Source organism: Pseudomonas sp. Ag1, assembly GCF_000278565.1.
Taxonomy (GTDB): Bacteria; Pseudomonadota; Gammaproteobacteria; order Pseudomonadales; family Pseudomonadaceae; genus Aquipseudomonas.
This window is the reverse complement of sequence record NZ_AKVH01000078.1, coordinates 1-13,238: the sequence shown is the minus strand read 5'-3', so window position 1 is coordinate 13,238 and position 13,238 is coordinate 1. Positions and strand designations below refer to the sequence as shown.

Sequence of the window (13,238 nt, the reverse complement as noted above, 5' to 3'; positions counted from 1 at the left end):
CGAATAGTTAGGTTGCTTGCTAATTAGCGGATAAATGGTGGGAGCCAGGCTCCCACCATTACCGTGGACGGATCAGAAATCGCGCTTGTAGAAAATATCCAGGGAGCTGGCCACGCCGCTGGCCACTTCCAGGTACACCTTCTTGCTCAGCAAATAGCGCAAGGCGATGGTGTTGGCCGGCTCGAACACCCCCACGCCATAACGCAGGCTGAGCTTCTCGGAGATCTTGCCGCTGGCCACCACGGCGGTGTTGTTGCCACTGCCCTGGGTGTCCAGTTCAAAGTCCTGGATGCCCAGGTTCTTGGCGATGTCCGACGTAACCCCGGCACTGCCCATCAACCCAAGACCCAGCGCCGCTTCGGCCAGCATGTTGTTGTCCTCACCGTTGGTGGTGCGCGAACGCCCCAACACCAGGTACGACAATGCATCCTCTTGGGCCATGGCCGGCTCCGAGAAAATTTGCGTAGTCGGCTGCTCGGCACTGCCGCTCAGACGAATACCGGCGGTGACGGTCCGGGACGGCTCGGTGGTGATCCGCACCGCTTCGATATCCAGGAACGGCTGGTCAATCGGCCCGGCAAACAACAATCGCGCGCGGCGCACAGTCAGGCGTTGGCCGTAGGCACGGTAGCGGCCGTCGTTGAGCCACAGTTCACCACGGGTGTCCATGTTGTCGCCGATGTGCACATGGCCTTGCAGGTTGGCGGTAAGGCCAAACCCGGCGAAGCTCAGCTTGTCCTTGCCTACCTCCACATCGATGTCCATCGCCATGGCCATCGGCGGCTTGCCCTCTTCGGTCTGGCTGCCGACGATCACCGTGTCATCCGAGACCTTGACCGTCGATGGGGGCAATTCCCGCACGGTGATCTCGCCCTTGGGAATCTGCACCTTGCCGGAGATCGCCAGCTTGTCGTTCTTCATGCTGATCTTCAGGTCGGGCGCCACCTCCAGGGCCGCGTACGGTTCCACGGTGACCGGCAGTTGCGTGCCTTGCAGCGCGATATCCACCGCCAGGGCCTGGCCCCAGTCGATCTGCCCCTTGATAGTGCCCAGCCCGGCCTTGCCGCTGCGCCAGCCGCCATTGAGCTGCACGCTTTCGCCGGCAATCAACGCCTGGATATTCAGGCCTTCAATGCTGGTGGGCAGTTCCGGGCCGGAGATTTCACCCCCCACCAGGTTGATGCTGCCGTTGACCTGAGGCGCCAGCAGGCTGCCGCCAATTCGCCCGTTACCGTTGAGCTTGCCGTTGAGCTTCTCGACCATGGGTACAAAGGGGCGGGCCACCGCGAGGTCGAGGCCGGTCAGGGTGAAGTTGCCGGTGATCGGCTTGTTCTTTGCCAGCGGATTGAGCTGCGCCTGCAACAGCAACTCGCCGAGCTTGCCGCCACGGAAATTGAGCTGGGTGTCGATGCGCGTGGGGTTGAGGGTGGTTTCCAGCTTCAGCGTGTCGTAGGGGAAATCCAGCCACTGGTCCTTGTCCTTGACCCGCAGGGTACCGCCGCTGGCGTCCACCGAGACCACGCCTTTGGGGCCGCTGGCCGGCAGGTCGAGCTGCACGTCGGCATTGAGCTTGCCCTGCCAGGCGAAATCCTTGGGCAACCACTGCGCCAGGCTGTCGATTGGGAACTGCTTGAGGTGATAACGCAGCTTCGGCTCGGGCATCAGGCGCTGGTCTTCGCCGCACAGGCTCGCCGGGCCGGAGACCCAGCAGTGCGCCGCAAAGGTCAGCTTGCCATCGGCCAGGCGCTCGATCTTCGCCGGCGCTTGCAGCTTCCAGTCCTGGCCACCGGCTTGCACATCGCCGCTGGCCAGGCGCCCGCGCCAGTTGCCTTTGTCGAGGTTGCCGTCCAGGGCCAGGGCCAGCTTGAGCAACGGGCCGGCCAGGTCGAGCTGGACTTTCTGGCTTTTGATATCGCCCTGGGCGCTGGCACTGAAGGTGCCGAGCTGGGTTTCACCGGCCTGGATGCCACTGCCTTTCAGGTCGACTTTGGCGCGCTGGGCATTATCCAGGTTCGCGTCCAGGGTCAGGTTTTGCAGGCGGTTATCTTCAAACGCCAGTTGCTGGCCAACCAGGTTGAGCTTGCCTTGCGGCGCTTTCAGGGTGCCGGCGACGTCGAGGCGACCATTCATCTGCCCGCGCAGTTGCGGCCAGAGCTGGGCGAGGCGCGTCAGCTTGATGTCGATCTGCCCGGCAAGGCGCTGTTGCAGGCTGCCGCTGCCATAGATGCGGTTGTCGCCGAGGCGAATGTCCAGGGTGCCGAGGGTCCATTGCTCGCCTGCGCCTTCGGCCTTGGCCTGGAGCACGGCAGGTTGGCCACGCAGACGGCCCTTGAGGTCGAGGTCGGCATTGAGCTTGAGTTGCTCGTTCTTCATTTCGCCCTTGCTGCGCAGCGGGCCGGCCAGAGTACCCGGCAGTTCCGCGACCCAGTACGCCGGGTTGATGGCCGACAGGTCCAGCGCCGTGTCCCAGGCGATGCCATCGGCAAATTGCAGGTTCAGGTGGCCTTCGGCCTTGCCCTGACCGGCCGCGAGTTTCAGCTCGGGGAGGAACACTTGCTTGAGGTCGCCGCTGAACGGGCTGGCCAGGCTGAACTTGCCCGCAGGGCCGTCGAGGTCGGCCTTGAAGTTGCCCAGGTAGTTGCCGTCCTTGTAGGAAACTTCACCATTGAAGGTACGCAAGGCCACCTGGGGTTCGTCGATCACCGGGTACAGGCGATGCCACGGGAAATCCAGCCAGTCGATTTTTGCGTCGGCGCTGAAGCCTTGCTGCCAGTCCAGATTGGCACTGAGCTTGAGGCTTTGCTTGTCACCGGCATTCAAATCCAGCCCGGCGATCTGCGCGCCCTTGGCGTCGACCTTACCTTGCAGCAGCAGGTCCACCGGGCCTTTTTCCGCGGGCAGTACGGCTTTGCCCAGCAACTGGTAACCGTTGCTCAGGTCGCCCTTGGCGGTCAGGTCCAGCTGATTGAGTTGCAGGGTATCGGGCAAATCGGCGCTGGGTTTGAAGCCGTCGGCGGTGATGTGCAACTGCGCCGGCAGGTTTTCCACAAGCGGTTGCAATTCGCCGCTGAGCTTGGCCGGCAGGTAGCCGCTGCTGTCGGCGTCGAGCTTGAGGGTCTTGAGCAAATCGCCATCGACCTTGAGCGCCAGCGTCCAGGGCGCACCGCCCGGCGCGTAAGGCAGGCTCAGGTTGCCGCTGGCGGCCAGCGGCCAATTGCCGGTGGGTTGCAGCAGGCCGGACAGGTCAAGGACCAAACCGTCCCGTTGCAGGTGCACCGAATCGATCTGCATCCCGGCGGCAGTCCAGTGCGCCGCCAGCTGCAGGCCCTGGAGCTCTTCGCTGCCATTGAACAGCAGGCTGCCAACGCGGATGTCACCCAACTGAAGGGCGACCGGCAGTTTCAGGTCCGGCAGGGTAATCGGGCCGCTGCTTTCTTCGGTGCCGGGTGGAAATTGCAGGCTCACCTGCTCCACATCCAGTTGGTTGATGCACAAGGTCATGCGCATCAAACACGCGGGCGACCAGTCGAACTTCGGCGCCTGAAGCTCCACGCGGCTGCTGTCCTGCTGCCATAACAGATGGTCGGCACTCCACTGCCCGCCCAGGCGACCCTGGAAATTCTCCACGGTCAAACCCGGCACCTGGCCCAGCACCCACCGGCTGCCGGCTTGGGTACCCAGCACCGTCCACAGTGCCAGCACTATCACCGCGAGGACCGCCAGAATGGCCAGCCCCGCTATTTTCAAACCACGCATCACAGCTCAGGCCCCATGGAAAAGTGCAAACGAATGCCGCCCGGATCTTCGAGGGCATGGGCCAGGTCGAGGCGGATCGGGCCAACCGGCGACACCCAGCGCACACCCACACCCACGCCGGTTTTCAGGCTTGGCATTTCCAGGGTGTTGAACGAGTTGCCTTGGTCGATAAAGGTCGCGATCCGCCATTTTTCGGCGATGGAATATTGGTACTCGGCGCTCAGGGCCACCATGTAGCGGCCGCCGATGCGGTCGCCACGATCGTTTTCCGGGGACAGGGTCTGGTACTCGTAACCCCGTACGCTCTGGTCGCCACCGGCAAAAAAGCGCAACGACGGCGGCACGGATTTGTAGCCGTTGGTGGCACTGCCGCCAAACTGCGCCCGCGCCAGGAAACGATGGTTATCCCACAGGGTGGTCAGGCCCTTGATCGTCGCCGTGCCGTAAAGCAGATTGGTGTCGGAACCCAGGCCTTCCTTGGCGACCTTGGCGTCGAACAGCAGGCGATAGCCATTGTGCGGGTCGATGCGGTTGTCGCTGCGCAGGTAGGAATAACTGATGCCCGGCATCAGCAGCGTACTCAGGCCCGAGTCGTTGCCCAGGCGATATTCTTCGCGCTGCCATTTGAGCGAGATCACCCGCGTCCAGCCGCTGGGCAACTTGCTGTGCCACTCGGGGCCGAGGGTGAGCAGTTTACTCAGGGTGTCGGTGTTGGCGATTTCTTCATTCTGGTAGCCGCCGGCAAAGCGCAGTTTGTCGGTCAGTGGCGGGTCCATGGGAATGTCGTACCACAACCCGACGTTCTGCCGAGGCGCGGAAAGCTCGGCTTCCCAGCCATAACTGTGGCCCTGGGGGTTGACCCAGTGGCGCGTCCAGTTGGCCTTGCCCCGTGGACCGACATCGGTCGAGTAACCGAGGCCCAGGCCCATGGTGCGCGGCTTGCGGGTTTCCAGTTGCACGGCCACCGGGATCACGTCATTGGTCGAGGCCGCCGGGGCGGCGTCCACGCGCACGCCCTCGAAAAAGCCGCTGGATTGCAGGTTCTGGTTGAGTTCGGCGATCAGTTCGGAGTCGTAAGGCGTGCCGCTCTTGAACGGCACCATGCGTTGCAGCAGGTCTTCATCAAACGGCGTATCGCCGGCAAAGCTGACCTTGCCCAAGGTGTAGCGTGGGCCACTGTCATAAATCAGTTCGATATCGGCCACACCCGCCTTGGGGTCGACCGAGAGTTTCTGGCTGGTAAAGCGCCCGCTGAAAAAGCCGTAGCGTGACGCCTGGTTCTGGATGACGCGCTTGGCGTCTTCGTAGTTGCCGTGGTTGAGCACGGCGCCGGATTTGAGTTGGTCGCTGGCGGGCACGCGAAAGGCTTTGAGGTCGGCGGCCTGGCCGTCGACCCGAATGGTCACATTGCGCAAATGCACCGGTTCGCCGGGGTCGATGGTGAGGATCAGGCGCGGGTTCTTGCCGCCCTTCACATCGCTGGCAATCTGCGGTTGATAGTAGCCCAACGCCTGGGCAGCCTTGCGGGCCTGCTCCTCGGCGCCACGGCTGAACCGCAGCAGGGCTTCTTCGTCACGATCGCCGACCCCGCCGATATAGCCTTCGATGTTGGCTTTCAACGCGTCGTTTGAAGGCTTGATGCGCACATCCAATTCGCTTTGCGCCAAGGCGCCGCAGCTCGTGAACAGCAGAATCAAGCCGCTGGTAAATCTTCCTGGAAACTTCATAGGCCGGGATGCTACACGAGCTTGGGAGCGGGTTAGAACCCGGATTTGTCTGAATAATTCTGTCTCAAACCGTTGCAGCCTGTAACACCTGCGGATTTGCGTGAAAGAACACGTGTTCCAGAACAGGTCCTACAGCCACCTCGCCAATCTCTTCGTAGCCCTGGCGCTTATAGAACTCCAGATAGCGAGAATTCCCCGTATCCAGCACCACGCCGGAGGAATGCGGGTCTTCGGCGCACCAGTTGTGCACCGCTTCCAGCAATTGCTCACCGTAGTGTTTGCCCTGGAATTGCGGGTGAATCCCCAGCAACGGCAGCACATGCACCGAATCCGAGGGCAGGCACGCCAGCACCGCCTGATGGTATTCCAGGTAGCGCCGAGTGCCGCGCACACCGGTGCTCAGCCACATCCGTAACTGCCAGGCCCAGCTTTCGGTGATGCCCAGGCGGCGTGTCGGTGGCGCGATCAGGGCGATGCCGATCAGCCGGTCGTTGACCAACAGGCCAATGGCCGGCAGTTTCTGGAAGAAGTGTTGCTTGACCAGTTCACGCACCGTAGCGCGGACTCGCTGTTCGTAGCCGGGACGTTCGGCTTCGAAGATATAGGCGAACGTCGGCTCGTGGCGATAGGCCTGGTACAACAGCGAACGGGCTTCGCGGGAGTAGCCGCTGTCGAGCATGTGGATCTGGGCGATGGCAGTCGAGGTGTCAGGCATAACAGTGAATCTCCCCTGGGCGCTGACTCAAAAGGTCGCGCTCTTGTTATTACGAACGTCTGCGGCACTGTTTCGTTCAGTGTAGCCACCAGAGGCCGCTTCGCAGCCTAACGCAGCCTCGTACCTCGGCAGTTGCTACAAGGCTGGCCCCCATCCGACTTGTCGGCTAGCATCGCCCTTTTGCCAGACTGGACCGCCGACCATGAAAATCGTGTCTTTCAATATCAACGGGCTGCGCGCCCGCCCTCATCAGCTGGCGGCACTGATCGAGAAACACCAGCCGGACGTGATCGGCCTGCAGGAAACCAAGGTCCACGACGACCAGTTCCCGCTGGATGAGATCAAGGCCCTCGGCTATCACGTGTATTACCACGGGCAGAAAGGCCACTACGGTGTTGCCCTGCTCTCGCGCCAGGAACCGCTGGCGCTGCACAAAGGCTTTGCCAGTGACGAAGAAGACGCCCAGCGCCGGTTTATCTGGGGCACCTTCGCCGACGCCAACGGCAACCCGATTACCATCATGAACGGCTATTTCCCACAAGGCGAAAGCCGCGACCACCCCACCAAGTTCCCGGCCAAGCAGCGCTTCTACGAGGACCTGCAAACCCTCCTGGAGTCGCAGTTCAGCAATGACCAGGCCGTGGTGGTGATGGGTGATGTGAATATTTCCCCGGAAGACTGCGACATCGGCATCGGTGCCGACAACGCCAAGCGCTGGCTGAAGACCGGCAAGTGCAGCTTCCTGCCGGAAGAACGCGAGTGGATGGCCCGCCTGAAGAACTGGGGCCTGGTGGACAGCTTCCGCCACCTCAACCCGGATGTGGCAGACCGCTTCAGCTGGTTCGATTACCGCAGCCGTGGTTTTGAAGACGAGCCAAAGCGCGGGCTGCGAATCGACGTGATCCTGGCTTCCCAAGGCTTGTTGCCCCGGGTGAAGGATGCCGGTGTGGACTACGACCTGCGCGGCATGGAAAAACCCTCCGATCATGCACCGATATGGCTGGAATTGAGCTGATTTCTTAACAGCAGCGCCGTTAAATGTTGGAGCGGGCTTGCTCGCGAATACGGAGTGTCAGTCACCGGATACGTCGACTGACACTCCGTATTCGCGAGCAAGCCCGCTCCCACACTTTTTGACGGCGTGATGCCGGTCATATTGCTGAAACCTCTCTGACTTAATCTCGCGGCACTCCCTTTGGCTTGAGAAGGTGCCGGCATGATGCTGCGCGTTCTATCCCTGCTGGCCCTGCTCAGCGCATTTCCCCTCGCCGCTTTTTCCACCCCTCTGCCCTTCCCCGAACATGGCCCGGCCTTGCGCATCCAGGGTTCCAACACCATCGGCGCGGCGCTTGGCCCGGCGCTGGTCAAGGGGCTGATGGAGCAACAGGGGTTGCAAGCGGTGCACAGCGAGCCATCTGACCAGGCCAACGAACAGCACATCGTCGGCAAGACTCGCCAGGGCCAGAAGGTGACGGTGGAAGTGGCGGCCCATGGTTCCAGCACCGGGTTCGCAGCCCTGAAAAACGCCAGCGCCGACCTCGCGGCGTCTTCCCGGCCGATCAAGGACAGCGAACTGGTGGACCTCGAAGCCCTCGGCGACCTGAAAAGCCCCGACGCCGAACAGGTCATCGCCATTGACGGGCTGGCGATCATCCTCAACCCACGCAACCCGTTGGGGACGTTGAATACCGCGCAACTGGCGCAAATCTTCAGCGGCGAAGTCTCGACCTGGGAACAACTGGGCGGCATCGGTGGCCAGATTCACCTGTACGCGCGGGATGATCAATCCGGCACCTATGACACCTTCAAGGAACTGGTGCTCAGCCGGCGCGGCAAGTCGTTGGATGGCAGCGCCAAGCGCTTCGAATCCAGCGAGCAGTTGTCGGATGCTGTCAGCCATGACCCCCAGGGCATCGGTTTTATCGGATTGCCCTATGTGCGCCAGGCCAAGGCGGTGGCCATCGTCGATGGCGACTCGCAGCCGATGCTGCCGCTGAACAGCTTGATCGCCACCGAGGACTACCCGCTGTCACGCCGGTTGTTCTTCTACCTGCCACCTGTTGCACAAAACCCCTGGGCCAAGGCCCTGGTGGACTTTGCACAAAGCAGCAAGGGCCAGGCGATCGTCGCCGCCAACGGTTTTATCGCACAGCAGGTGCAGGCCATGGCGGTGGAACCACGGGCGCCGATGCCCGGGGATTACCAGGCGATTGCCCGACAAGCGCAGCGCCTGACGGTAAATTTCCGGTTTGAGGAAGGCAGTGCCAGCCTCGACAACAAGGCGCGCCAGGACCTGATGCGGGTAGTGGCTTATATAAAGAGCCACGGCAAGCTGGACAAGCAGGTGACGCTGGTGGGGTTTGGGGATGCCAAGAGTGATGCGCAACGGGCGGCGCTATTGTCGAAGTTGCGGGCGATGGCGGTGCGCCGGGAATTGGTTAAAAGCGGCGTGGTGCTGAGGGACATTCAGGGGTTCGGTGCCGAGATGCCAGTGGCGGCAAATACGGCGGATGAGGGACGGATCAAGAACCGGCGGGTGGAGGTCTGGGTGTATTGAGGACGCGGAGCGTCCGGGGCAGCATTCCCACGCAGAGCGTGGAAACGATCAACTGGCCTCATCGCGGCAAGCCCGGCTCCCACAGTTGGCTGCATTCCCCTGTGGGAGCTGGCTTGCCTGCGATGAAGACACCTCGGTTTTACTGCCCGCTGCGCATCATTTCCCGCGGCACATACTTGCCGATCTCGAACTTGCCGATTGCTGCGCGGTGCACTTCGTCCGGGCCATCGGCCAGGCGCAGGGTGCGCTGCATGGCGTACATGTAGGCCAGCGGGAAGTCATTGGATACGCCGGCGCCACCGTGGATCTGGATGGCGCGGTCGATCACCCTCAACGCCACGTTCGGCGCCACCACCTTGATCTGGGCGATTTCGCTTTTCGCGACCTTGTTACCCACGGTGTCCATCATGTAGGCAGCTTTCAGGGTCAGCAGGCGCGCCATGTCGATTTCCATCCGCGAGTCGGCGATCTTGTCGATATTGCCACCCAGGCGGGCCAGCGGCTTGCCGAAGGCAGTACGGCTGACGGAACGCTTGCACATCAGTTCCAGTGCGCGCTCGGCCATGCCGATGGAACGCATGCAGTGGTGAATACGGCCCGGGCCAAGGCGCCCCTGGGCAATTTCAAAGCCCCGGCCTTCGCCCAGCAGGACGTTTTCGTACGGCACGCGGACGTTTTCAAACAGCACTTCGGCGTGGCCATGGGGTGCGTCGTCGTAGCCGAACACCGGCAGCGGGCGCACGATCTTCACACCGGGCGCATCCACTGGTACCAGGATCATCGAGTGCTGCTGGTGACGCGGCGCATCCGGGTTGCTCAGGCCCATGAAGATCAGGATCTTGCAGCGCGGGTCACAGGCGCCGGAGGTCCACCATTTTTTACCGTTGATCACCCACTCGTCGCCGTCGCGTTCTGCACGGGCGGCCATGTTGGTGGCGTCGGAGGAAGCCACGTCCGGCTCGGTCATGGCAAATGCCGAGCGGATTTCGCCGCGCAGCAGCGGTTCGAGCCAGCGCTGTTTTTGCTCTTCGTTGGCGTAGCGCACCAGCACTTCCATGTTGCCGGTATCCGGTGCCGAGCAGTTGAACGGCTCTGGCCCCAGCAAGGAGCGGCCCATGATTTCGGCCAGGGGTGCGTATTCCAGGTTGGTGAGGCCGGCGCCCAATTCGGATTCCGGCAGGAACAGATTCCACAGGCCTTCGGCTTTAGCCTTGAGCTTCAACTCTTCCATGATGGCGGTGGGCTGCCAGCGGTCACCTTCGGCAACCTGGCGTTCGAACACAGGCTCGGCCGGATAAACGTAGGCGTCCATGAACGCGGTGACGCGTTCACGCAGTTCCTGAACCTTGGGCGAATAGGCGAAATCCATGGGCAGCACCTTCTCAATGGAGGTTGTTGAGGTCATGAATCGATGCTAGAACAGCGTTGATAATTTACCTAGCCTATTCTCGGCGTGTATTAACATTCATCACCGATATATGATCGGCGTATGGACACCTAACAATAAGAGCGCAGCGAAATGAATCTGAGCAAGGTCGACCTCAACCTCTTCATCGTCTTTGACGCGATCTACACCGAAGCCAACCTGACCCGCGCCGGGCAGATTGTCGGGATTACTCAACCTGCGGTGTCGAACGCTCTGGCCCGCCTGCGGGAGACCTTCAACGACCCGCTGTTCGTGCGCACAGCCCAAGGCATGGTGCCCACGCCCATGGCCCAGAACATCATTGGCCCGGTGCGTAACGCGCTGTCGCTGCTGCGGGTGTCGGTACAGGAAAGCCGAATCTTCAACCCGCAACAGGCGGCCAAGACCTACCGCATCAGCATGACCGACCTCACCGAAGCGGTGATTCTGCCGCCGCTGTTCCAGCGCCTGCGCCGCCTGGCACCGACGGTGGTAATCGAGAGCTTCCTGTCCAAGCGCCGGGAAACCACCAAGGAACTGGCGGCCGGTCGCCTGGACTTTGCCGTGGATGCGCCGCTCAACACCGACCCGCAAGTGCGCCACGTCAAGCTCATGGAAGACCGCTACGTGTGCGCCATGCGCAAGGGCCATCCGATGGCGGGCAAGGACAAACTGACGCTGGATGACTACCTGTCGCTGACCCACATTCATATCTCCAGCCGGCGCAACGGCCTGGGCCATGTCGACCTGGCGCTGGGCAAGATGGGCCTGCAACGCAAGATCGCCCTGCGCTCCCAGCACTACCTGATGGCCTCGCAGGTGCTGCAGCAAACCGACATGGTAATGACCGTGCCGGAGCGCTTTGCACGGCGCCATGAACTGCACTGGTTCAACCTGCCGGTGAATGATGTGCCGATGGTGGAAACCCATCTGTACTGGCATGAAAGCACCGACCAGGATCCGGCCAACCGCTGGATGCGCGAGCAGATGATCGAGTTGTGCCAGCAGGTGACGGCCCATGAGAAGAAGCTGGACAAACTGTAGGAGCGAGCTTGACGTTAACGTCAACCAGCCATTAGCTTAACGCTCAAGACACTCCTTGAGCGCCCTCATGAGCACGACCTACAGCATCTCCGACCTCGCCCGCGAGCTCGACATCACCACCCGCGCCATTCGCTTCTATGAAGAACAAGGCCTGCTGTCCCCGGAACGCCGGGGCCAGGAGCGCATTTATTCGCCCCGCGACAAGGTCAGCCTGAAGCTGATCCTGCGGGGCAAGCGCATCGGTTTTTCCCTGGCCGAGTGCCGGGAACTGATCGAACTCTACGACCCTACCAGCGGCAACCAGAAACAGCTGCACAGCATGCTGGCGAAAATCGCCGAGCGCCGCGAGCAGCTGGAACAACAGTTGCTCGACATCGAACAGATGAAGCTCGAACTGGACACCGCCGAAGAGCGTTGCACCCAGGCGCTGGAACAGACCATTCAGGGCCAGGTTGGCCATTCATAAAAGGTAGCTGCCATGTCCCTCCCCTCTCATGTGCGCCTGGTGGAAGTGGGCCCCCGCGACGGCCTGCAGAATGAAGCGCAACCCATCAGCGTCGCCGACAAGGTGCAATTGGTGGACGCCCTGAGTGCCGCCGGCCTGGGTTACATCGAAGTCGGCAGTTTTGTGTCGCCCAAATGGGTACCGCAGATGGCCGGGTCGGCCGAGGTGTTTGCGCAGATCCAGCGCAAGCCGGGCGTGACCTATGGCGCACTGGCGCCAAACCTGCGGGGTTTTGAAGATGCACTGGCGGCGGGCGTAAAAGAAGTGGCCGTATTTGCGGCGGCTTCCGAGGCGTTTTCCCAGCGCAATATCAACTGCTCCATCAGCGAAAGCCTGGAACGCTTCGTGCCGATCATGGCCGCGGCCAGGCAGCGTGGTGTGAGTGTGCGGGGTTATGTGTCGTGTGTGTTGGGTTGCCCTTATGAAGGTCAGGTCGCGCCGGAACAGGTCGCGGCAGTCGCTCGCGAGCTGTTCTCCATGGGCTGCTATGAGGTGTCCCTGGGCGACACGATTGGCACCGGCACTGCAGGCGCAACACGCCGGATGTTCGAGGTGGTCGGCGCGCAGGTGCCACGGGACAAGCTGGCCGGGCACTTCCATGACACCTATGGCCAGGCCATCGCCAATATCTACGCCAGCCTTGAGGAAGGTATCCAGGTGTTCGACAGCTCTATTGCGGGCCTCGGCGGGTGCCCCTATGCCAAGGGGGCCAGCGGTAACGTTGCCACTGAAGATGTGTTGTACCTGCTCAATGGCTTGGGCATCGAGACCGGTATCGACATGGACAAGCTGATTCTGGCGGGTCAGCAGATTTGTACGGTACTCGGCCGCCCCACCGGTTCGCGCGTGGCGAAGGCTCGCAGCGCCGGTTGAGTAGTGCGCTTGTGACGATGTGTTACCTCGCGGCTACACATCGGGTAACACGGGAACATATTTTGTCGCATTTCCTGAAGGAAATTTCTCGCCAAAAAATCAAGGCATTGATTTTAAAGGACTTTATAAAGTTGGCACGGCTTCTGCTATCTCTATTGCATAACAAGAATAAAAAGCACCAAACCTAATAAAAATAAGACGTAACGACTCTGACATAACAAAAACAACACGGCAGAGACGCAGCTAACAGATTTTTTTGGAGAAGATGTGCTTCGCAGGGTACGGCTTGCCGAAACCCGCAACCGGATAGAGAAGAACAAAAAACTACCTCAAGGTAGCTACCCACTGGTTGGATCGCGTGCGAAGAAGCAGATCAGCGCTCAAAAAAATACGTTTGCTCTTGACCCCGGATGGGGGTCGCCAAAAACAGCGGTAAAGGGCCACGGTTGCCAAAAACAACAATAGACCGCCCCTCAATAATAAAAAAAGAGCACGCAACGACAAATTAAAGGGGACCTTCGGGTCCCCTTTGTGCTTTCTCGGGGAAGGTGATTTGCGTGTATATCCGTTTTTTGGGTGATGGCTGAGATTGGTTCCGCTCTTACAGCGGCTCACTTTTGAACAGCGCAAAAGTAAGCAAAACGCTCTTGCCCCAC

General features: G+C 61.1%; 9 protein-coding genes. 5 read left to right on the top strand and 4 right to left on the bottom strand.

Annotated features, from left to right (window positions below):
- Positions 1-72: 72 nt before the first annotated feature.
- The 3 genes from A462_RS25550 to A462_RS25560 form a co-directional block, all read right to left on the bottom strand.
- Positions 73-3,756: a translocation/assembly module TamB domain-containing protein gene (locus A462_RS25550; protein ID WP_008432418.1), complete on the bottom strand. Its 3,684-nt coding sequence runs from the start codon at positions 3,754-3,756 to the stop codon at positions 73-75.
- Positions 3,756-5,483, bottom strand: a complete 1,728-nt coding sequence (locus A462_RS25555) for an autotransporter assembly complex protein TamA (protein WP_008432416.1) — start codon at positions 5,481-5,483, stop codon at positions 3,756-3,758. Before A462_RS25555 ends, A462_RS25550 begins: the two co-directional genes overlap by 1 nt.
- Positions 5,484-5,547: 64 nt before the next feature.
- Positions 5,548-6,198, bottom strand: coding sequence for a GNAT family N-acetyltransferase (locus A462_RS25560; RefSeq protein WP_003211798.1), 651 nt, complete (start codon positions 6,196-6,198; stop codon positions 5,548-5,550).
- Positions 6,199-6,400: 202 nt separating this feature from the next.
- Here A462_RS25560 and xthA point away from each other — a divergent pair, with 202 nt between their 5' ends.
- Positions 6,401-7,213: an exodeoxyribonuclease III gene (gene xthA, locus A462_RS25565; protein ID WP_003211800.1), complete on the top strand. Its 813-nt coding sequence runs from the start codon at positions 6,401-6,403 to the stop codon at positions 7,211-7,213.
- 201 nt (positions 7,214-7,414) lie between these two features.
- Positions 7,415-8,755 carry a substrate-binding domain-containing protein gene (locus A462_RS25570; protein WP_003211801.1) on the top strand — a complete coding sequence of 447 codons (1,341 nt, stop codon included), beginning with the start codon at positions 7,415-7,417 and terminating at the stop codon, positions 8,753-8,755.
- Between the two features lie 139 nt (positions 8,756-8,894).
- Here A462_RS25570 and A462_RS25575 read toward each other — a convergent pair whose 3' ends face one another.
- Positions 8,895-10,124 (bottom strand): acyl-CoA dehydrogenase, encoded by a 1,230-nt coding sequence (locus A462_RS25575; protein WP_003211803.1) that lies wholly within the window; start codon positions 10,122-10,124, stop codon positions 8,895-8,897.
- A 150-nt stretch (positions 10,125-10,274) separates the two neighbouring features.
- Here A462_RS25575 and A462_RS25580 point away from each other — a divergent pair, with 150 nt between their 5' ends.
- The 3 genes from A462_RS25580 to A462_RS25590 all read left to right on the top strand — a co-directional run bounded on the left by A462_RS25580 (position 10,275) and on the right by A462_RS25590 (position 12,582).
- Positions 10,275-11,204: a LysR family transcriptional regulator gene (locus A462_RS25580; protein WP_003211805.1), complete on the top strand. Its 930-nt coding sequence runs from the start codon at positions 10,275-10,277 to the stop codon at positions 11,202-11,204.
- Between the two features lie 67 nt (positions 11,205-11,271).
- Entirely contained in the window at positions 11,272-11,670 is a 399-nt protein-coding gene (locus tag A462_RS25585) for a MerR family transcriptional regulator (protein ID WP_003211806.1), read from the top strand.
- Between the two features lie 12 nt (positions 11,671-11,682).
- Positions 11,683-12,582: a hydroxymethylglutaryl-CoA lyase gene (locus A462_RS25590; RefSeq protein ID WP_008432408.1), complete on the top strand. Its 900-nt coding sequence runs from the start codon at positions 11,683-11,685 to the stop codon at positions 12,580-12,582.
- The last annotated feature ends 656 nt before the right edge of the window (positions 12,583-13,238 follow it).